This window comes from Vescimonas sp. (assembly GCF_057856985.1).
In genome coordinates, this window is record NZ_DBLZXX010000021.1 from 1 (window position 1) to 18,999 (window position 18,999).

Consider the following 18,999-nt stretch of genomic DNA (forward strand, 5'->3'; position numbering starts at 1 on the left):
TACGCTGGATTGAAAAATACTATACCGAAAAATTTTGTGTAGAATATGTTATTTGCAGGATTCTGAGATTTTTTCGGTATAGCAACTTATTCGGTATAATCTCCATTATAACGAATTAAGCATAACGGAGATTTTGGTGGCGTATGGGATGGGGGCAAGAAGGAGGAGCGGAATCTGGACTGGCTGGAGGATCTGCCCTTTACCACGCTGTTCATCAGCGGCAACCATGAAAACTTCGACCTGTTGAGCAAATACCCGACAGAGGAATGGAACGGTGGAACGATCCAGCGAATCCGGCCTCATGTAATCCATCTGATGCGCGGGCAGGTCTTTGACCTGCAAGGATACTCCATCTTCACCATGGGCGGTGCCAGGAGCCACGACATCGAGAATGGCGTTCTGAATCCCAAAGCGCCTGATTTTGAAGAACAATACTGGGCTCTTCGCAGAATGGGCGCCCGATTCCGGGTCAACCACCACTCCTGGTGGAAACAAGAGCTTCCCGATAAATCCGAGTATGAGGAAGCTCGGCACAGCTTGGAAAGCATTCACTATGAGATGGACTATGTGATCACACACTGCGCCCCAAACAGCATCGTGGACATACTGGGAAACGGTGGATATGTTCACGACCAGCTGACCGGCTTCCTGGAGGAAGTCAAAGAACGGGCCAAGTTCCACTACTGGCTGTTCGGACATTACCACGACAACAAAATTATCGACGACCGCTTCGTCCTGCTCTGGAAGCAGATGGTACAAGTGGTGTAACAGGCCAAAGAGAAACGCAGGAGGCGCCTCCTGTGCTTCTCTTTGGCCTGTTTCAAAATAAGGCAGGTTCTGCCGGAAAGGAGAAGCTATGAACATCCGCAAAAACATCGATTATTCCGCCATGTTTGCGGCTCTGGACGCTGCGCTGACCGCCGAGATGCCCCAGATGCAACTCTGCTGCGAACTGGGCCGCATCGTCTGTTCCCGGCCGGAGAAAGGCGCGGCAGTGGCCGCAGCTGAATATCTGCACAGCCGTTTCCCCGATGTTTCCGGCTTCTCCCCGCGCAACCTTCGCCGGATGCGGGAGTTCTATCGGATGTATGAGGACACCCCCGAGTTGCTGAAGCTGGCCATGGAGATCAGTTGGACGCAGAATGTAGTCATTCTGGAAGCAGACATGGAGCCGGAGGAGCGGCGCTGGTATCTTCGTGCCGCTGGTCGTTTCGGCTGGTCAAAGGCAGAACTCCAGAGAAAAATCGATTCTGCCGCCCATCTGGAAATCCAACTCGACGAATCTGAGATTCAGTGCTATACTGAGTGCGATAGTAATGAGTTGGAGTGTACAGAGCATGATCAGGATACTTTTTCTCTGCCATGGGAATATTTGCAGAAGCCCGATGGCCGAGTTTATCATGAAGGATCTGGTGAAGAAAGCCGGTCTGGAGCAGAGCATTCAAATCGAGTCGGCAGCTACCAGCACCGAGGAGATCGGCAACCCGGTTTATCCGCCGACTCGCCGCAAGCTGTCCGAGCATGGCATCGACTGTTCCGGCAAACAAGCCCGGCAGCTTCTGAACAGCGATTACGAGAAGTACGACCTTCTGATTGGCATGGATCGGGCCAACCTGCGGAGTATGTACCGGATCTGCGGCGGCGATTTTGCCGACAAGATGCACCTGCTGATGGACTTTACCGACCGCCCCGGCGAGGTAGCCGATCCGTGGTACACCGACGATTTCGACACGACCTGGCGGGATGTGGAGGAAGGTTGCCGGGGATTGCTACAAAAAATAATCAGCAAGGAGGTGCGGACAAGTGGACAAGCTGGTTGTCAAAGGAGCGGAAATTAGTGTACAATGGAATTCCGAGCGAGATGATTTTATCAGCTTGACTGACATCGCCAAGCTGAAGGACAGCGACAATCCTCGCTACATTATCCAAAACTGGCTGCGGAACCGGAACACGATTGAGTTCCTGGGTGTTTGGGAATCTCTATACAACCCGTCTTTTAACCGTGTCGAATTCGATGCGTTTAGGAGTCAGGCCGGTCTGAACAGTTTTGTGATGACTCCCCAAAAGTGGGTAGAGGCAACCGGCGCTATCGGCATCGTTTCAAAAGCTGGTCGATACGGCGGCACTTATGCACACAAAGAGATTGCCTTTGAGTTTGCCTCCTGGATTTCTGTTGAATTCAAGCTGTATCTGGTCAAGGAGTTTGAGCGGCTCAAGACCGAGGAGATGAAACAACTTGGCTGGGACATCAAGCGAAACCTGGCAAAGATCAACTACCGCATCCATACGGACGCCATCAAGGAAAATCTGATTCCGCCCGAGCTTTCCGCAAAGCAGGTCTCCATGGTGTATGCCAGTGAAGCTGATGTTCTGAACATGGCCCTGTTTGGTATGACCGCAAAGCAGTGGCGGGACAGCCATCCCGATCTGAAAGGGAATATCCGTGACTACGCCAATGTCTCTCAGCTGGTCTGCCTGTCCAATCTGGAAAACCTGAATGCGGTGTTCATAAACGAGGGGATGTCTCAGGCCGAGCGGCTGACAAAACTCAACGCCATCGCCATCAGCCAGATGGAGATCTTGACGCAGGATCACCGCATCGAAGCTCTGGAGGCTCATAGCGGAGAACCATCTCCCATGGAGTAAAAAAAATAATATACTGGACGCTTGCGAATGGGTGAAGGCCGTGGCATCTATAGTGTTGCGATGTTCCACAAAAATCCCTGTAACCGCAACGGTTACAGGGATTTTCTTATTTCCTTCAAAACACGTTTGTAAGTAACGTGTAAGCAACGTTACCCGTTCTCAACAACGTGCATTGCCTGCCGCAGTGATTCCTTTACGTTGGGATCGTCGGTGTCCTGCATCATGCGCTCGATCAGATCCTTTGCCTTGCCCTCATCACGGCTGTACCGGCCCATAGAATCCCTCTTGCGCCGATACGAGCTGCCTCTGTTGTAGGCGGTGCGCGCGGACGACAAACCTGTGGGCAGCCACAAAATCCCGTCTCAAATGCGCGTCTCTTTTTGCGCAGTCGGGGATAAAAAATGCTCTCCTGCGCATCCTACCGGAGAAAGGGAGGCGCGGAGCATGACAGACGAGACAAGCAGAGCAAAGGCGTCGTCGGAGGGAGGCCAGGAGCAGGAGCCGTCCCCGCAGGCCACGCAGCAGATCGTGGACATGGGTTCCACCGTGGTGAAGAACCGCCATGGCACGGTACACTGCCTCACCATCGTGGGGCAGGTGGAGGGCCACATGGTGCTGCCCAACAATACGAAAAGCACCAAATATGAGCACGTGCTGCCGCTGCTGGCGTCACTGGAGGAGTCGGACGAGGTGGACGGCCTGGTGCTGCTTCTGAACACGGTGGGCGGCGACATCGAGGCAGGCCTTGCCATCGCGGAGCTGGTAGCGGGGATGCGCCTGCCCACGGTGACGCTGGTATTGGGCGGCGGCCACTCCATCGGCGTGCCGCTGGCGGTGTGCGGAAAGGAGACGTTTATTGCCCACACCGCATCCATGACCATCCACCCCGTGCGCATGTCCGGTACGGTCATCGCCGCGCCGGAGACATACCGCTACTTCGAGCGGATACGGGAGCGCATCGTGAAGTTCGTGGCGGCCCACAGCCACATCAGCGAGGACCGTTTCCGTCAGCTGATGCTGGCCTCCGGCGATATGGCCAACGATGTGGGCACCGTGCTGTACGGCGAGGAGGCGGTGACGCTGGGCATCATCGACCACGTGGGCGGGTTGTCCGATGCGCTGGACAGCCTGTACCGCCAGATGGACCGTCGGCGGGAGGAATAGGGCAGGGAGGGGACGGCGGGCCGTCCCCTCCACGGTTTGCATTTTTTTCGGCGGCGTCCACGGTTTTTTCTTGAAAATAGAGGGCTTCCGTTGTATACTAATTTAGTTATAGTATGCAATTGCGAAAGGGGTGAGCCCTATCTATCTAAAAGCGCTGGAAATTCAGGGGTTCAAGTCGTTTCCCGATAAGACGGTGCTGGACTTCGGTGAGGACATCACCGCCATCGTGGGGCCCAACGGCTCCGGCAAATCCAACATCTCCGACGCCATCCGCTGGGTCATGGGCGAGCAGAACAGCCGCCAGCTCCGCGGCGCCAAGATGGAGGATGTGATCTTCGGAGGTACGGAGACGCGGAACCAGATGGGCTTCGCACAGGTGACGCTGGTCATCGACAATACGGAGCACATTTTCCCAACCCGCGACGAGGCGGAGGTAGCGGTCACCCGCCGCTACTACCGCAGCGGCGAGTCGGAGTATTACATCAATAAGCAGTCCGTGCGGCTCAAGGACGTGAACGAGCTGTTCATGGACACCGGCATGGGCCGCGAGGGCTATTCCATCATCGGACAGGGCAAGATCGACGAGATCCTGTCCGTAAAAAGCGGCGAGCGCCGCGAGATCTTCGAGGAGGCGGCGGGCATCAGCAAGTACCGCCACCGTAAGGAGGAGTCGGAACGCAAACTGGAGCGCACCCAGGAGAATCTGGTGCGCATCAACGATAAGATCGCCGAGCTGGAATTACAAGTGGAGCCTCTGCGCAAGCAGGCGGAGACGGCCAAGAAGTATCTGGTGCTGCGGGACGAGCTGCGTGTGCTGGAGATCTCCGTGTGGCTGGAGCAGCTGCAAAATATCCGCGCCGCCAAGGTGAAGCTGGAGGCGGACACGGAGCTGGCCGCTGAGGAGTGCCGTAAGGCCCAGACCGCGCTGGACGCCTCCTACGAGGAGGGTGAGCGCTGCGGTCAGCAGGTGCGGCAGAACGATATGGACGCCGAGGCCCTGCGTGCCAAGGTCAGCGGGCTGGAGACCGCCGCCGGTGAGGAGGAGTCCGCCATGGCGGTGCTGCGCACCGGCGTGGCCCACAACGAGGAGTCCCTGCGCCGGCTGGAGCAGGAGCTGGCCGACAGCGACAGCCGCCGCAGCGGCATACAGAGCCAGGTCGACGGCAAGCTGGCCCGCGTGGCGGAGATCGACCGGCAGATGGCCCGGATGCAGGAGCAGCTTGACGAGCTGCTGCGCCAGGCTCAGGAGCTGGCCGACAGCGCCAAGGACGCGGCGGAGGACGTGGAGACCCTGCGGGCGCAGGAGGCCATGGCCGTGGCCGCCGCCGCCGACGGGCGGGCGAAGCTGTCCGCCATTACCGCCGGTGCCGCCGAGATCGCCCAGCGCCGCCAGACGGTAGGACAGGAGCTGGCCGAGGCACGGGAAAAGCTGGAAAACAGTGAAAAAGAGAGCAAAGAGAACCGCCGCGCCCTGCGGGATGCGCAGGAGGAGGCCCAGGCGGCGGAGAATGTCATCCAGGGCCACAGCCTGCGGATGGACAGCCGCCGCAAAAAAGCGGAGGACGCTGCCGCGGCCAAGCTGAAGCTGACCATGGATGCCGCCGCGCTGGACGACCGCATCCGCCTTCTGACGGAGATGGAGAAGGAGTACGAGGGCTTCTCCAAGGCGGTCAAGACCGTGATGCAGGCGGCGGAGAAGAACGCCCTGCGGGGCGTACACGGCCCTGTGGCTGGCCTGATGACCACGAAGCAGGAGTACGCGCTGGCGCTGGAGATCGCACTGGGCGCGGGAATGCAGAACATCGTGGTGGATCGGGAGGAGGACGCCAAGGCCGCCATCGGCTTTCTGAAGCAGCGGGACGGCGGCCGCGCCACATTCCTGCCCCTTACCGCCATCCGCGGTGAGGAGCTGCGGGACAACGTGGCCGGAGAATACGGCTTTGTGGGCGTCGCCAGCCGTCTGGTGACGTATGATCCCCAATATGACAACATCTTCCGGAACCTGCTGGGCCGCACCGTGGTGGTGGAGGATCTGGACAGCGGCATCGCCATGGCGCGGAAATTTCGCAACGGCTTCCGCATCGTGACGCTGGACGGTCAGGTCATCAACCGCGGCGGCTCCATGACCGGCGGCTCCGTCAGCCGCAGCGCGGGCGTGCTGTCCCGCGCCAACGAGCTGGAGCGTCTGACAGCCAGACAGGACGGCATGCGCGCCCAGCTCTGCACCGCCGCCCAGCAGGCGGAGGACCTGCAGCGCGATCTGCAGAAGGCGGAATACGAGTTACAGGTGGCGCGTGACCAGCAGCACAAGGCGGAAAGCGAGGTACTGACCCTCCAGACCCGCCAGGATCACTACGACATTTTATTGGACAGCCTGCGCCTGAGCTGCGAGAGCATGGAGCAGGAGCTGGCGGGCTTCGACCGCCGCGACAGCGAGGATGAAGCCCGTATCAGGGAAGTGCAGGAGGCCATTGAACAGGCGGAGTCCAACGCCGAGACCCTGCGCCGTCAGGCACAGGAGAAGCTGGCTGGACAGACGGACCTGAACGACGCCGGCGACCGGTTGGCCGAGACGGTCAGCGAGAAAAAGGCGGCGCAGGCGGCGCTGCTGGCGGAGAAGGAGACGGCCCTGCGGGGCGCGGAGGAGCTGCGCCGCGTGCAGGAGGACATGGCCGCCGACCGCGCCGGACGCGACCAGCTGGCGGAGCGGTTCCGCGCCGACAATGAGAAGGCGGCGGCAGAGATCGCCCAGCGCCAGACCCGTCTGGACGAATTGCAGCAGCAGATGTCCGCCCTGCGGCAGCAGCTGGAGCAGCTGGCCCGGGACAAGCTGGCGCTGGAGGCCCGCCGCGAACAGTTCAGCCGCGAGGGCCGTCAGCTCAACGAGGCGCTGCTGGACGCTACTCAGGCGGAGAGCCGCCTCCAGCGGAAGTTGGAGAGCAGCGCCATGGAGGAAAAGCAGCTGCTGGACAAGCTGTGGGAGAACTACGAGCTGAGCCACAGCGCCGCGCTGGAGCAGCGGGTGGAGCTGGAGAGCGTCAGCAAGGCCACCCGCCGCATCGCGGAGCTGAACCGCGAGATCAAAGCGTTGGGTCCTCCGAACATCGGGGCCATCGAGGAATTCGAGCGGGTCAACGGACGCTATACCTACCTCTCGGAGCAGCGCAGCGACGTGGAAAAGGCCAAGGAGGAGCTCAACGGCGTCATCGAGCAGCTGACCCGCCAGATGACGGAGATCTTCGGCCAGCAGTTCAAGCTGCTGAACGAGAGTTTTCAGGAGACGTTTCTGGAGCTGTTTGGCGGCGGCAAGGCCCAGCTGGAGCTGGAGGACGAGAACGACATCCTCAGCTGCGGCATCGAGATCAAGGTGCAGCCTCCGGGTAAGCAGCTCAAGACCATCACGCTGCTGTCCGGCGGCGAGAAAGCCTTCGTGGCTATCGCCCTGTACTTTGCCATTCTGAAGGTACATCCCACGCCGTTCTGCGTCATGGACGAGATCGAGGCGGCGCTGGACGAAGCCAATGTGGTGCGGTACGCCCGCTACATGCGGCGCATCGCCGGTAAGACCCAGTTCATCGTCATTACCCACCGGCGCGGCACCATGGAGGAGGCCGATGTGCTGTACGGCGTGACCATGCAGGAAAAGGGCGTCAGCCGCATCCTCACCATCAATCTCAACGACATGGCCAAGGAGCTGAAGATCAAATAAGGAGGTCCATATGGGATTTTTCAAGAAATTCAAGGAAGCATGGCTGGCGTCCATGACCTTTGACAGGCTGGACGACGACTTTTATGAGGAACTGGAGGAAGCGCTGATCTTGGCGGACATCGGCGCGGCCACCGCCGCCGATACGGTGGCGCAGCTGCGCAAGCGGGTGAGCCAGAAGCTGCTGGGCCGCGCCGACGAGGTGAAGGACGCTCTCCGCGATATTTTGGCGGAGAAGCTGGACGTGGGCGACCCGTCCATGGACCTGAGCACCCAGCCGAGCGTGGTGCTGATCATCGGCGTCAACGGCGTGGGCAAGACTACGTCCATCGGCAAGCTGGCCGCCCGCTACAAGAGTGAGGGCAAGAAGGTGCTGCTGTGCGCCGGTGATACGTTCCGTGCCGCCGCTGCCGACCAGCTGGAGATCTGGGCAGACCGCGCCGGTGTGGATATTGTCCGCCAGCACGAGGGCGCCGACCCGGGCGCCGTGCTGTTCGATGCGCTGCAGGCCGCCAAGGCCCGTAACGTGGACGTGGTGCTGTGCGACACGGCGGGACGACTCCACAACAAGCAGAACCTGATGAACGAGCTGGCCAAGCTGCGGAAGATCATCGACCGCGAGGCGCCGGACGCCGCCAAGGAGACGCTGCTGGTGCTGGACGCCACCACCGGCCAGAACGGCCTTATCCAGGCCCGCCAGTTCAAGGAGACGGCGGGGCTTACCGGCATCATCCTGACGAAGCTGGACGGTACCGCCAAGGGAGGCATCGTGGTGGCCATTGCCCAGGAGCTGCAGGTGCCGGTGAAGTTCGTGGGCGTTGGCGAGGGCATTGGAGACCTGCGGCCCTTCGACGCCAGGGAATTCACCCGAGAGCTGCTGTAAGGAGGGCGCGATAATGGAACGAGCAGACGGCCGGAAATACAACGAACTGCGGCCCGTGGAGATGACGGCGGGCTTTACGAAATTCGCGGAGGGCAGCGTGCTCATCCGCTGCGGCGATACGGTGGTGCTGTGCAATGCCTCGGTGGAGGACCGCGTGCCGCCCCATGTGCGTCCGGGCCACGGCTGGGTCACGGCGGAGTACTCCATGCTGCCCCGGGCCAACCGGGAGCGGAGCCGCCGCGACGTGGACAAGCTGAAGCTGTCCGGCCGCAGCGCCGAGATCCAGCGGCTCATCGGCCGCAGCCTGCGGGCGGCGGTGGACATGGCCCTGCTGGGTGAGCGCACCATCACCATCGACTGCGACGTGCTGCAGGGCGACGGCGGTACCCGTACCGCCAGTGTCACCGGCGGCTTTGCGGCGCTGGCGCTGGCCTGCCGCCGTCTGGTGGAGGACGGCGACATAGGCCGTATGCCCATCAGGCACTATGTGGCCGGCGTGTCCGCCGGCATCGTGGCGGAGACGCCTATGCTGGACCTCCAGTATTCCGAGGACAGCCGGGCGCAGGTGGACCTGAACTGTATCATGAACGAGCTGGGCGAGATCATCGAGATCCAGGGCACCGGCGAGGGCCGCGCCTTCTCCTTACAGGAGCAGCAGGCACTGGTGGAGCTGTGCGCCAAGGGAAATCGGGAGCTCATCCGGAAACAGAAAGAACTGCTGGGGGATATACTGCGATGAAATTTGTACTTGCCTCCCATAACAAGGGAAAGCTGGCCGAGATGCAGGCCGTTCTGGCGGATCTGGGCATCGAAGTGGTGATGCCCGCGGATCTGGGCATCTACGTGGACGTGGAGGAGACGGGGGAGACGTTCGCCGAGAACGCAGCCTTGAAGGCCAACGCCATCATGGAGGCCAGCGGCCTGCCGGCCATCGCCGATGACTCCGGCCTGTGCGTCAACTGGCTGGGCGGCGCACCCGGCGTCTACTCCGCCCGCTACGGCGGGCTGGACGACGACGCGGCCCGCTACCGCCTGCTGCTGCAGAACCTGCGGGGCGCCACGGACCGCAGCGCCTATTTCCACACCGCTATCGTCTGCGCCTTCCCCAATGGAGATATGCTGACGGCGGAGGGCGACTGCCACGGAGCCATTGCCTTTGCGCCTATGGGCGACGGCGGATTCGGCTACGATCCGGTGTTCCTGGTGCCGTCCCTGCGCAGGACCTTCGCCCAGCTGACAGCGGAGGAGAAGAACGCCATCTCCCACCGCGGCAACGCTCTGCGGAAGTTTGCGGTAGAATTGAAGGAATATCTGGCAAATAACGAACATTTGGAGAAGTAAACTATGGAACTGACAAGCAAACAGCGGGCCCAGCTGCGGGGCCTGGCCAACGACATCGACACCATCGTGCAGGTGGGAAAGGACGGCATCGGCGACAACCTGGTCAAGCAGGTCAGCGATGCGCTGGAGGCCCGCGAGCTCATCAAGGTCCGCGTGCTGGAGAACTCCATGCTCACCGCCCGCGAGGCGGCGGAGCAGCTGGCTGTGGCCGCCCGCTGCGAGGTGGTGCAGGTCATCGGCAGCAAGTTCGTGCTCTACCGCATGCAGCACGACAAGAGCCGGCGGAAGATCGAACTGGTGAAGGCCAAGAGGCCGCAGGCGTGAGAAACGGTACTTTTAAATTAAAAATACCTGTGAAAGCGGGTGAGAGAGTTGAAAATCGGCATCTATGGCGGGACATTTGACCCGCCCCATATCGGGCATATCGCGGCGGCAAAAGCCGCCATGGAGACGCTGGCACTGGACAGGCTGCTGCTGGTCCCTACGTTTATCCCACCCCACAAGGCCCTGCCGGCAGGGGCAGCGTCGCCCGCCCAGCGGCGGGATATGGCGGTGCTTGCCACGGCGGAGCTGGGAAAAAAAGCCGAGGTGCTGGACGTGGAGCTGCGGCGCGAAGGACCCAGCTATTCGTGGGAAACGCTGTGCATGATGAAGAACCAGTTTCCGGAGGACGAATTGTGGCTCCTGATGGGGTCGGATATGTTCCTGACCTTACAGGACTGGCGGGAGCCGCAGCGGGTGATGTCCATGGCCCACATCGGCGCATTCAGCCGCCGAAAAGATGGTGAGGAGGCGGTTTTTTCCCGACAGAAGGCATTTTTGGAGCGGGAATTCGGCGCGGACGTGACCGTCATCCCCAATCCGCAGGGAGTGGAGCTGTCCTCCACGGAGGTGCGTCAGGTGCTGGCTCAGGGCGGCGGCGCGGACCTGCTGCCCCCCGCCGTATACGGCTATGTGCTGCGGGAGAGGCTGTACAGCACGAAGAAAACGCTGACGGGGCTGACGCCGGATGAGCTGAGACCCATCGCACTGAGCTATCTGAAGCCCAAGCGGATGCCCCACGTGCTGGGGACGGAGCAGGAGGCGGTGCGCCTGGCCCGCCGCTATGGCGGTGACGAGATCCAGGCGCGCATCGCGGCGCTGCTCCACGACTGCACCAAGAAGCTGGACATGCCGGAGCAGCTGGCGCTGTGCGCACAGTATGGCATCGAATTGGACGAGCTGGAGCAGAAAGCGCTGAAGCTGCTGCACAGCAAGACCGGCGCGGCCATCGCCCGCGATGTGTTCGGCGTGGAGGATGCGGTGTACGACGCCATCTGGTATCACACCACCGGCAAGCCGGACATGACGCTGCTGGAGAAGATCATCTATCTGGCAGACTATATCGAGCCCAGCCGCGACTTCGACGGCGTGGACACGCTGCGGCAGGCGGTGTATGAGGATCTGGACCACGGCCTTCTTATGGGGCTGAGCATGACCATACAGGAGATGGAGGAGATGGGCAACCCCGTCCACCATCTGACCCGCGATGCGCGGGACTACTTATTGAAAAGAGGGATACGATGAAAACACCCAAGGAACTGGCACTGCTGGCGGCGCGTGCGCTGTCCGATAAGAAGGGAAAAGAGATCCAGGCGCTGGAGATCGCCGACCTGACCACACTGGCCGACTATTTTGTGCTGGCTACCGGCTCGTCCAACACCCAGATCAATGCGCTGGTGGACAACGTGGAGAAGGTGCTGCATGAGGAAGCGGGGGAGGATCCGCTGCACCGCGAGGGCTACCGCGGCGGCACGTGGGTGCTGCTGGATTACGGCTGCATCGCCGTCCACGTTTTCAACCACGAGGCCCGGGAATTTTACGGGTTGGAGCGCCTGTGGCGGGACGGCAAGCCCCTGGACCTGACAGGCGTTACTGACGACCGCGAGTGAGATGACAAAAGACAGGGCGTGCCGGAACGGCATACCCTGTCTTTGCATTCTATGTAAAGCAATAGTTCCTTACAGACTTTCTGCGTGATAATAGCGCTTGGCACAAAACTCCCGCTGGACGGTGACGCGGCCGGAATCCGTCAGCCACGCCACAAAGTTGGAGAAGTTACGCTCCACCACGCTGAACTTCAGCTCGTTGTGGGTGCGGATGTTCTCGCGGCGGCAGAAGGCGGCGATCCACTCGGGGAACGTCATGCCATCGGTGAGATCGGCCAGCAGCTCCTGCTCCTTGGCGTGGATGAAGGCGATGTTCTCATCGATCAGCGCGTCGAAGGCGGCACGGTCCGTCAGCACCTGCTTGTGGGCCACGATATAGGCGGGGGCGTCCAGCTGGCGGAGGTGCTCCTTGCTTTCCAGATCCCGGGCGATGAACATGCTGGTGGGCAGCTTGGCAGCGGCGATCTCGTCGTGGTCGATGAGACAGTCGCCCACGTAGGCGGCGCCGTCCGGCGTCACCACGCCGATGTGGCCGGCGGAGTGGCCGGGGAGCTGTAAAATGCCGAAGCGGGCGCCGCACAGGTCCAGATGGTCATCCTCCGCCCCGATGACGATGTCCGCAGTGAAGCATTCCTCCAGAAACAGCTGGCGGCTCTTGCCGTAGGTCAGGGCCACGTAGTTGGCCCGATAGCTGTCGGGGTTCACGGAGATGCCGGCCTCGATGAGCTGGATGGCGGCGGGGCAGCCGTACCGCTGCTGGAGATAGCGGACGTTGCCGGTGTGGTCGAAGTGGGCGTGAGAGCAGATGATGCCCCGCAGACGCAGGCCGTTGTCATCGATGAGATGAGTCAGACCGGAGCGGTCCAGCTTGGCGTAGCCGGTGTCAATGAGGATCACGTCCTTCTCCGACAGAAAATACAGGGGCAGCAGGGCGGTAGCGCCCTCCGCCGCCCAGGTGCGGCCCAATACGTGCTGCATATCCATAAATGCATTCCTCCCGCAGGTGTTTTTCACATTATACACCGGCTGCGGGAAAAAACAAATTTTTTCTTTTACCCCCTATGCAAAACCGGAGAAATAAGGTAAAATACCACCATCGGTCAACAAGGGGAAGTTCGCCCTGCTGACCGGCGGCAGGGAGTAAAAAACGGGAGGCAATTTGATGGACCAGCCAAAATACAAGCGGGTACTTATTAAAATCAGCGGCGAGGCGCTGGCAGGCGACAAGCATTTCGGACTGGACTTTCAGGTGATGGGCCGTGTGGCCGAGGTCATCCGAGAGTGTGTGGACATGGGCGTGCAGGTGGGCGTCGTCATCGGCGGCGGCAACTTCTGGCGCGGCGTGAAGGACGGCGAGGGCCACATCGAGCGGACCCGCGCCGACCATATGGGCATGCTGGCCACTGCCATGAACTGCATGGCCATGGCCGATGTGCTGGAGCAGAAGGGCGTGGACGTGCGGGTGCAGACGGCACTGGAGATCCGCGCCGTGGCGGAGCCGTATATTCGGGCCCGGGCCATCCGGCATCTGGAGAAGGGCCGCGTGGTCATTTTCGGCTGCGGCATCGGCTGCCCGTTCTTCTCCACCGACACTGCGGCGGTGCTGCGGGCGGCGGAGATCGAGGCCGACATCATCCTGCTGGCCAAGAATATCGACGGTGTGTACGACAGCGATCCGGCCAAGAACGCATCGGCCGTGAAATTCGACTCCATCACCTATGACGAGGTGCTGAAACGGCATCTGGCCGTGATGGATTCCACCGCCACCAGCCTGTCCATGGACAACCATATCCCCGTGCTGGTGTTTGCTCTGAAGGACCCCCAGAATATCATCCGCGCCCTGCGCGGCGAAAAAATCGGAACGATCGTGAAGGAGGCTTAACTTATGTTGAAGGACGAGTATAAGGTCTACGAGGACAAAATGAAAAAGAGCATCGAGGCAGTCATCAGCGATTTCGACACCGTGCGTGCCGGACGCGCCAACGCCTCCGTGCTGAATCGCATCAGTGTGGATTATTACGGTACGCCCACGCCCATTCAGCAGATCGCGTCTGTGGGTTCTCCCGACCCCCGCACGCTGGTCATCACCCCCTGGGACGCTTCCGCCCTGAAGGGCATCGAGAAGGCCATCCAGGAGTCTGACCTGGGCATCAATCCCCAGAACGACGGCAAGTGCATCCGTCTGGCCTTTCCCCAGCTGACGGAGGAGCGCCGTAAGGATCTGGTGAAGCAGATCCACAAGTACACTGAGGCGGGCAAGGTGGCGGTGCGCAACATTCGCCGCGATGCTCTGGAGAACTTCAAGAAGCAGCAGAAGGCCTCCGAGATCACAGAGGACGAGATGAAGATCGTGGAGAAGGACCTGCAGAAGCTGACCGACGACAGCTGCAAGGAACTGGATAAGCTGCTGGATAACAAGGAAAAGGAACTGATGTCCGTCTGATGGGTCTGTTCCGTAAGAAAATGCCCCATACGGCGGGGGAGGTGGACAAAAACCGCCTTCCCCGCCATATCGCTATTATTATGGACGGCAACGGTCGTTGGGCGAAGCAGCGTTCGCTGCCGCGTACTGCCGGACATAAGGCGGGGGCCGAAGTGTTCCGGGATATCGCCACTTACTGCAAAGAGCTGGGCGTGGCATATCTGACGGTGTATGCGTTCTCCACGGAGAACTGGAAGCGGCCGGCCGAGGAGGTCAGCGCCATCATGGGCCTTTTGAAGCAATATCTGCTGGAGGCCGTGGACACCATGGAGCGGGACAACATCCGGCTGAAATTCTTCGGGGACCTGTCTGCCATCGCGCCGGAATTGCAGAAGCTGGCGGAGGAGACGCGGGAGATCAGCGGGCACTGCGACGGGTTTCAGGCCAACATCTGCCTGAACTACGGCGGGCGGGCCGAGATCCTGCGGGCTGCCCGGCGGTGCGCCGAGGCGGGAGAGGACTGGACGGAGGAGAACTTCGGGAAGTACCTGTACTCCGCCGGCATCCCTGACCCGGAGCTCATCATCCGGCCCAGCGGCGAGCTGCGGCTCAGCAATTTCCTGCTGTGGCAGTGCGCGTACAGCGAATTTTATTTCTGCGATACCCTGTGGCCTGACTTCACCCGCGCAGAGCTGGACAAGGCCATCATCGCATATCAGAAGCGGGACCGCCGATTCGGCGGCGTGAAGTGAGGAGATATCCATGAAACAGAGAATTTTGGTGGCTGTGGTGGGAGTACCGGCCCTGCTGGCCGTGCTGTGCGCCGCGCCGGACTGGGCTACGCTGGCCCTGCTCATGGGACTGTGCATCATCGCCAGCCATGAGCTGTTGGCGGCGGTGCTGCCGCCGGAAAAGACACGGCGCTGGTGGGGCCTTGCGGCCACGCTGGCGGTGTTCGTGGTGGCCAACGTGTATTTCAGTCATGAGCGCTTCGCCGGTACAGCGGCGGCAGGGCTGATGCCCTGGCTGTTGGCGGCACTGGTGGTGGTGGTGTTTCTGTGCATGGTGCTGGAGTACGGCAAAAAAGAGGAGATGGATTTCACGGCGCTGTGCGCCATCCTGGTGGCCGGCGCGGCCATCCCGCTGGCTCTCAGCTGCCTGCTGCGGCTGCGGATGCTGGAGCACGGCGCGGGGCTGGTGCTGATTCCGCTGGTGGCGGCGTTCATGAGCGACACCATGGCACTGTTCGGCGGCATGCTGTTCGGCAAGACGAAGCTGGCGCCGGTGGTGAGTCCCAAAAAGACCCGTGAGGGCGCGGTCAGCGGCCTTGTGGGCGGCATGGTGGGCATGGTGCTGTACCGCATCATCTTCTTCCTATGCACGGAGGTGCCGCTGCACATCGGCTGGTGCGTGCTGCTGGGTCTGGTGGGCGCGGTGCTGGGGCAGCTGGGCGATCTCAGCTTCTCCTGCGTCAAGCGGCAGTACGGCATCAAGGACTACGGACGGCTGCTGCCGGGGCACGGCGGCGTACTGGACCGGTTTGACAGCGTGATCTTTGCCGCGCCGGTGATCTGGATGATCGTGAACGCGGTGACGCTGTATTGAGAAAGTGCATCGAGGATATATCTATGACGAAAACCATATCCCTGCTGGGCGCCACAGGGTCTATCGGACGGCAGACGCTGGCCGTGGCGCAGGAGCTGGGACTTTCCGTGGCGGCGCTGACCGCCAACCGGCAGGTGGACCTGCTGGAGCAGCAGGCGCGGCAGTTCAGGCCGCGCCTTGCCGTGCTGTATGACCCTGCGGCGGCCAAGGAGCTGCGGGAACGCCTGCGGGGCACCGGCATCGAGGTGATGGAGGGGCCGGAGGGCCTTACCGCCGCGGCCACGCTGCCGGAGGCGGACACGGTGGTGACGGCGGTGATGGGCAGCGTGGGACTGGCGCCGACGCTGGCGGCCATCATGGAGAAAAAGCGCATCGCCCTGGCCAACAAGGAGACGCTGGTGTGCGCCGGTGAGCTGGTGATGTCTGCGGCCCGTGAGACGGGGGCGGAGATCGTGCCGGTGGACTCGGAACACAGCGCCATCTTCCAGTGTTTACAGGGCTGCCGCGACCGCGGCGAGGTGCGGCGGCTGCTGCTGACCTGCTCCGGCGGGCCGTTTTTCGGCCGGAGCTTCGATGAGCTGGAGCATGTGACGGCGGCGGACGCCCTGAAGCACCCCAACTGGACCATGGGGGCAAAGATCACCATTGACTCGGCTACCCTGATGAACAAGGGACTGGAGATCATCGAGGCCATGCGGCTGTACGACCTGCCGGTGGAGCAGGTGGAGGCGGTGATCCACCGCCAGAGCATCGTCCACTCGCTGGTGGAGTTCCGCGACGGGGCCATGCTGGCCCAGCTGGGTACGCCGGATATGAAGCTGCCCATCCGGTACGCCATGACGTATCCCTATCGGGCGGAGACACCGGACAGGCGGCTGGATCTGCTGTCCTGCGGCGCACTGACGTTCAGCGCACCGGACATGGAGGCGTTCCCCTGCCTGCGCATCGCGCGGCAGTGCGCGGCGGCGGGCGGCACGGCCTGCGCCGTGATGAACGGCGCCAACGAGGCGGCGGTGCAGCGGTTTTTGCAGGGCGAGATCGGATTCAACGACATCCCGCGGCTGGTGGAGAAGGCACTGTCCAAGGTGCCGGTGATATATCGGCCGAGCCTTGCGGATATACTGGAAGCAGACAGAATGGCCCGTCAGGCCGTGCTGTAAGGCGCACAGCGCCATAAAGGAGTTGTGGGAATGGTATATATCTTAGCGGCCATACTGGTGTTCGGCGTGCTCATCGCCGTCCACGAGCTGGGGCATTTCATGGCGGCCAAGGCCTGCGGCGTGCGGGTCAACGAGTTTTCCATCGGCATGGGGCCCACCCTGTGGAAGAAGCAGAAGGGGGAGACGCAGTACTCCCTGCGGCTGTTTCCGGTGGGCGGTTTCTGTGCCATGGAAGGCGAAGAGGAGGATTCCGATGATCCGACAGCCCTGAACAATCAGGGCTTCTGGGCCAAGCTGCTGATCTTCGCGGCAGGCGCGGCCATGAACTTCATTGCGGGACTGCTCATTATCCTGGTACTGTACGCCGATGCCCAGGCGTTCTACGTGCCGGTGGTGGCGGGCTTTGCCGACGGCTGCCCGCTGGAGAGCGCTGACGGCTTGCAGGAGGGCGACCGGCTGCTGCGCATTGACGGCGAGAAGGTGTACGTATACAGCGATATCAGCCTGCTGATGGGGCTGAACAAGACAGGCGCCTTCGACTTGCAGATAGAGCGGAACGGGGAGGTCATCACCCTCCGCGATTTCACCATGGAGCGGCGGGAGTACACCGACCAGAACGGCAAGGCCTACACGGGCTACGGCCTGTACTTCGGGGCGGAGGAGGCCACGCTGGGCAGGAAGCTGTCCTATTCGTGGAACAACGCCATGGACTTTGCGCGACTGGTGCGGCTGAGCTTACAGATGCTGGTGACCGGTCAGGCGGGGGTAAAGGATCTCAGCGGGCCGGTGGGCATCGTGTCCACCATGACCCAGGTGGGCGAACAGGCGGCCACCACCCGGGCGGCGGTGGAGAACATCGCCTATCTGGCGGCGCTGATCGCCGTGAACCTGGCGGTGATGAACCTGCTGCCCCTGCCGGCGCTGGATGGCGGCAAGATCTTCTTTCTGGTCATCAACGCCGTCAGCATGCAGCTGTTCAAAAAGCAAATACCGGCGAAATACGAGAACTACATCCACTTTGCGGGATTGATCCTGCTGCTGGCGCTGATGGCGGTCATCACGTTCAGCGATGTGTGGAAGCTGATACACTGAGAGGGGATACAATGAGCAGACAGATCATGGTGGGCGGTGTGGCCGTGGGCGGCGGCGCACCGGTGAGCATCCAGTCCATGTGCAATACCGCCACGGAGGACGTGGAGGCTACGGTGCAGCAGATCCTGCGGCTGGAGCAGGCGGGCTGCGAGATCATCCGCGTGGCGGTCCCCACGGAGGAGGCGGCACGGGCCGTGCCGGCCATCAAGGCTCGCATCCACATTCCGCTGGTGGCGGATATCCATTTCGACTATAAGCTGGCGCTGCTGTGCGCGGAGGGCGGCATCGACAAGATCCGCATCAATCCGGGCAACATCGGGGCCAAAGAGCGGGTGCGGGCCGTGGCGGATGCCTGCCGCGAGCGGGGCATCCCCATCCGCATTGGCGTCAACGGCGGGTCACTGGAAAAAGATCTGCTGGTCAAGTACGGCGGCGTGACGGCGCAGGCACTGGTGGACAGCGCCATGGGGCATGTCCGGCTGCTGAATGACTGCGGCTTCGACGACATCTGCATCTCCGTGAAATGCTCCCGCGTGCCGGTGAATATGGCGGCCTATCGGATGCTCCATGAGCAGACGGACTACCCGCTGCACCTGGGCGTCACGGAGGCGGGCACACCGGAGATGGGCGTGCTGAAATCCACCATCGGCATCGGCGGCCTGCTGTGCATGGGCGTGGGCGACACCCTGCGGGTGAGTCTGACAGCGGACCCGGTGGAGGAGGTCATCGCCGCCAAGCGTATTTTGCAGGCGGCAGGCATTCGCCGCAGCGGGCCGGATCTGATCGCCTGTCCCACCTGCGGCCGGACGAAGTACGATATGATCCCCATCGCGCGGGAGGTGGAGCGGCGGCTGAAGGACTGTGCCAAGCCCATCACCGTGGCGGTGATGGGGTGCGTGGTCAACGGGCCGGGCGAGGCGTCCGGCGCGGATGTGGGCATCGCCGGAGGAAAGGGCGAGGGCCTGCTGTTCGCCAAGGGGAAGATTTTGCGGAAGGTGCCGCAGGAGCAGCTGGTGGACGCGCTGTTTCAGGAGATCGACAAACTGTAAGGT

The 18,999-nt window shown here is 61.8% G+C and carries 21 protein-coding genes and 1 pseudogene; 19 read left to right on the forward strand and 3 right to left on the reverse strand.

The features are described from left to right. Positions 1 to 105: 105 nt before the first annotated feature. Complete coding sequence (locus ACZM22_RS09670; RefSeq protein WP_489543905.1) at positions 106 to 432, reverse strand: hypothetical protein; 327 nt, start codon at positions 430 to 432, stop codon at positions 106 to 108. 105 nt (positions 433 to 537) lie between these two features. Here ACZM22_RS09670 and ACZM22_RS09675 point away from each other — a divergent pair, with 105 nt between their 5' ends. From ACZM22_RS09675 to ACZM22_RS09690, 4 genes and pseudogenes are all read left to right on the forward strand, one after another. Then, complete coding sequence (locus ACZM22_RS09675; protein ID WP_489543906.1) at positions 538 to 768, forward strand: hypothetical protein; 231 nt, start codon at positions 538 to 540, stop codon at positions 766 to 768. A 166-nt stretch (positions 769 to 934) separates the two neighbouring features. After that, a pseudogene (locus ACZM22_RS09680) lies at positions 935 to 1,249 on the forward strand (DUF1016 N-terminal domain-containing protein); the annotation flags it as partial. 88 nt (positions 1,250 to 1,337) lie between these two features. Then, positions 1,338 to 1,838, forward strand: coding sequence for a low molecular weight protein-tyrosine-phosphatase (locus ACZM22_RS09685; RefSeq protein WP_407881444.1), 501 nt, complete (start codon positions 1,338 to 1,340; stop codon positions 1,836 to 1,838). Then, entirely contained in the window at positions 1,804 to 2,646 is an 843-nt protein-coding gene (locus tag ACZM22_RS09690) for a KilA-N domain-containing protein (protein WP_087399757.1), read from the forward strand. The genes ACZM22_RS09685 and ACZM22_RS09690 overlap by 35 nt, the downstream gene beginning before the upstream one ends. A gap of 149 nt (positions 2,647 to 2,795) precedes the next feature. Here the strand turns inward: ACZM22_RS09690 and ACZM22_RS09695 are convergent, their stop codons facing one another. Beyond that, entirely contained in the window at positions 2,796 to 2,921 is a 126-nt protein-coding gene (locus tag ACZM22_RS09695) for a hypothetical protein (RefSeq protein WP_489543907.1), read from the reverse strand. 169 nt (positions 2,922 to 3,090) lie between these two features. Here ACZM22_RS09695 and ACZM22_RS09700 point away from each other — a divergent pair, with 169 nt between their 5' ends. The 8 genes from ACZM22_RS09700 to rsfS all read left to right on the forward strand — a co-directional run bounded on the left by ACZM22_RS09700 (position 3,091) and on the right by rsfS (position 11,671). Continuing rightward, complete coding sequence (locus tag ACZM22_RS09700; RefSeq protein ID WP_483269115.1) at positions 3,091 to 3,810, forward strand: ClpP family protease; 720 nt, start codon at positions 3,091 to 3,093, stop codon at positions 3,808 to 3,810. Between the two features lie 130 nt (positions 3,811 to 3,940). Continuing rightward, positions 3,941 to 7,519: a chromosome segregation protein SMC gene (gene smc / locus ACZM22_RS09705; RefSeq protein ID WP_489543908.1), complete on the forward strand. Its 3,579-nt coding sequence runs from the start codon at positions 3,941 to 3,943 to the stop codon at positions 7,517 to 7,519. A gap of 10 nt (positions 7,520 to 7,529) precedes the next feature. Then, positions 7,530 to 8,399, forward strand: coding sequence for a signal recognition particle-docking protein FtsY (gene ftsY, locus ACZM22_RS09710; RefSeq protein WP_489543909.1), 870 nt, complete (start codon positions 7,530 to 7,532; stop codon positions 8,397 to 8,399). 13 nt (positions 8,400 to 8,412) lie between these two features. Continuing rightward, entirely contained in the window at positions 8,413 to 9,138 is a 726-nt protein-coding gene (gene rph, locus ACZM22_RS09715) for a ribonuclease PH (RefSeq protein WP_489543910.1), read from the forward strand. Further along, positions 9,135 to 9,740, forward strand: coding sequence for an XTP/dITP diphosphatase (locus ACZM22_RS09720; RefSeq protein ID WP_489543911.1), 606 nt, complete (start codon positions 9,135 to 9,137; stop codon positions 9,738 to 9,740). Before rph ends, ACZM22_RS09720 begins: the two co-directional genes overlap by 4 nt. A 3-nt stretch (positions 9,741 to 9,743) precedes the next feature. After that, positions 9,744 to 10,064 (forward strand): ribosome assembly RNA-binding protein YhbY, encoded by a 321-nt coding sequence (gene yhbY, locus ACZM22_RS09725; RefSeq protein WP_489543912.1) that lies wholly within the window; start codon positions 9,744 to 9,746, stop codon positions 10,062 to 10,064. Positions 10,065 to 10,103: 39 nt separating this feature from the next. Then, positions 10,104 to 11,306, forward strand: a complete 1,203-nt coding sequence (gene nadD, locus ACZM22_RS09730) for a nicotinate (nicotinamide) nucleotide adenylyltransferase (RefSeq protein WP_489543913.1) — start codon at positions 10,104 to 10,106, stop codon at positions 11,304 to 11,306. After that, on the forward strand, positions 11,303 to 11,671 hold the full coding sequence (gene rsfS, locus ACZM22_RS09735) for a ribosome silencing factor (RefSeq protein WP_483268780.1): 369 nt from the start codon (positions 11,303 to 11,305) through the stop codon (positions 11,669 to 11,671). Before nadD ends, rsfS begins: the two co-directional genes overlap by 4 nt. A 69-nt stretch (positions 11,672 to 11,740) precedes the next feature. Here the strand turns inward: rsfS and ACZM22_RS09740 are convergent, their stop codons facing one another. Then, positions 11,741 to 12,652 carry an MBL fold metallo-hydrolase gene (locus ACZM22_RS09740; RefSeq protein WP_489543914.1) on the reverse strand — a complete coding sequence of 304 codons (912 nt, stop codon included), beginning with the start codon at positions 12,650 to 12,652 and terminating at the stop codon, positions 11,741 to 11,743. Between the two features lie 178 nt (positions 12,653 to 12,830). Between ACZM22_RS09740 and pyrH the strand changes: the two genes are divergently transcribed. From pyrH to ispG, 7 genes are read left to right on the forward strand one after another with little or no spacing between them, the layout of a single operon-like run. Then, complete coding sequence (gene pyrH, locus ACZM22_RS09745; RefSeq protein ID WP_483268778.1) at positions 12,831 to 13,550, forward strand: UMP kinase; 720 nt, start codon at positions 12,831 to 12,833, stop codon at positions 13,548 to 13,550. Positions 13,551 to 13,553: 3 nt separating this feature from the next. Continuing rightward, a complete protein-coding gene (frr, locus tag ACZM22_RS09750; RefSeq protein WP_483268777.1) occupies positions 13,554 to 14,111 on the forward strand; it encodes a ribosome recycling factor in 558 nt (185 codons plus the stop codon). Next, on the forward strand, positions 14,111 to 14,842 hold the full coding sequence (gene uppS, locus ACZM22_RS09755; RefSeq protein ID WP_489543915.1) for an undecaprenyl pyrophosphate synthase: 732 nt from the start codon (positions 14,111 to 14,113) through the stop codon (positions 14,840 to 14,842). Before frr ends, uppS begins: the two co-directional genes overlap by 1 nt. Before the next feature lie 10 nt (positions 14,843 to 14,852). Then, positions 14,853 to 15,695, forward strand: coding sequence for a phosphatidate cytidylyltransferase (locus ACZM22_RS09760; protein ID WP_489543916.1), 843 nt, complete (start codon positions 14,853 to 14,855; stop codon positions 15,693 to 15,695). Between the two features lie 23 nt (positions 15,696 to 15,718). After that, a complete protein-coding gene (locus tag ACZM22_RS09765; RefSeq protein ID WP_489543917.1) occupies positions 15,719 to 16,855 on the forward strand; it encodes a 1-deoxy-D-xylulose-5-phosphate reductoisomerase in 1,137 nt (378 codons plus the stop codon). 30 nt (positions 16,856 to 16,885) lie between these two features. Continuing rightward, positions 16,886 to 17,947, forward strand: coding sequence for a M50 family metallopeptidase (locus ACZM22_RS09770; RefSeq protein ID WP_489543918.1), 1,062 nt, complete (start codon positions 16,886 to 16,888; stop codon positions 17,945 to 17,947). Between the two features lie 11 nt (positions 17,948 to 17,958). After that, positions 17,959 to 18,996: a flavodoxin-dependent (E)-4-hydroxy-3-methylbut-2-enyl-diphosphate synthase gene (gene ispG, locus ACZM22_RS09775; RefSeq protein ID WP_489543919.1), complete on the forward strand. Its 1,038-nt coding sequence runs from the start codon at positions 17,959 to 17,961 to the stop codon at positions 18,994 to 18,996. The last annotated feature ends 3 nt before the right edge of the window (positions 18,997 to 18,999 follow it).

Coding starts and splice junctions, on each gene's coding strand:
- ftsY (WP_489543909.1), top strand. CDS start 7,530: ATGGGATTTTTCAAGAAATTCAAGGAAGCATGGCTGGCGTCCATGACC.
- pyrH (WP_483268778.1), top strand. CDS start 12,831: ATGGACCAGCCAAAATACAAGCGGGTACTTATTAAAATCAGCGGCGAG.
- ACZM22_RS09700 (WP_483269115.1), top strand. CDS start 3,091: ATGACAGACGAGACAAGCAGAGCAAAGGCGTCGTCGGAGGGAGGCCAG.
- ACZM22_RS09685 (WP_407881444.1), top strand. CDS start 1,338: ATGATCAGGATACTTTTTCTCTGCCATGGGAATATTTGCAGAAGCCCG.
- frr (WP_483268777.1), top strand. CDS start 13,554: ATGTTGAAGGACGAGTATAAGGTCTACGAGGACAAAATGAAAAAGAGC.
- ACZM22_RS09770 (WP_489543918.1), top strand. CDS start 16,886: ATGGTATATATCTTAGCGGCCATACTGGTGTTCGGCGTGCTCATCGCC.
- yhbY (WP_489543912.1), top strand. CDS start 9,744: ATGGAACTGACAAGCAAACAGCGGGCCCAGCTGCGGGGCCTGGCCAAC.
- rsfS (WP_483268780.1), top strand. CDS start 11,303: ATGAAAACACCCAAGGAACTGGCACTGCTGGCGGCGCGTGCGCTGTCC.
- ACZM22_RS09740 (WP_489543914.1), bottom strand. CDS start 12,652: ATGGATATGCAGCACGTATTGGGCCGCACCTGGGCGGCGGAGGGCGCT.
- rph (WP_489543910.1), top strand. CDS start 8,413: ATGGAACGAGCAGACGGCCGGAAATACAACGAACTGCGGCCCGTGGAG.
- ACZM22_RS09720 (WP_489543911.1), top strand. CDS start 9,135: ATGAAATTTGTACTTGCCTCCCATAACAAGGGAAAGCTGGCCGAGATG.
- ACZM22_RS09695 (WP_489543907.1), bottom strand. CDS start 2,921: ATGGGCCGGTACAGCCGTGATGAGGGCAAGGCAAAGGATCTGATCGAG.
- uppS (WP_489543915.1), top strand. CDS start 14,111: ATGGGTCTGTTCCGTAAGAAAATGCCCCATACGGCGGGGGAGGTGGAC.
- ACZM22_RS09760 (WP_489543916.1), top strand. CDS start 14,853: ATGAAACAGAGAATTTTGGTGGCTGTGGTGGGAGTACCGGCCCTGCTG.
- ACZM22_RS09765 (WP_489543917.1), top strand. CDS start 15,719: ATGACGAAAACCATATCCCTGCTGGGCGCCACAGGGTCTATCGGACGG.
- ispG (WP_489543919.1), top strand. CDS start 17,959: ATGAGCAGACAGATCATGGTGGGCGGTGTGGCCGTGGGCGGCGGCGCA.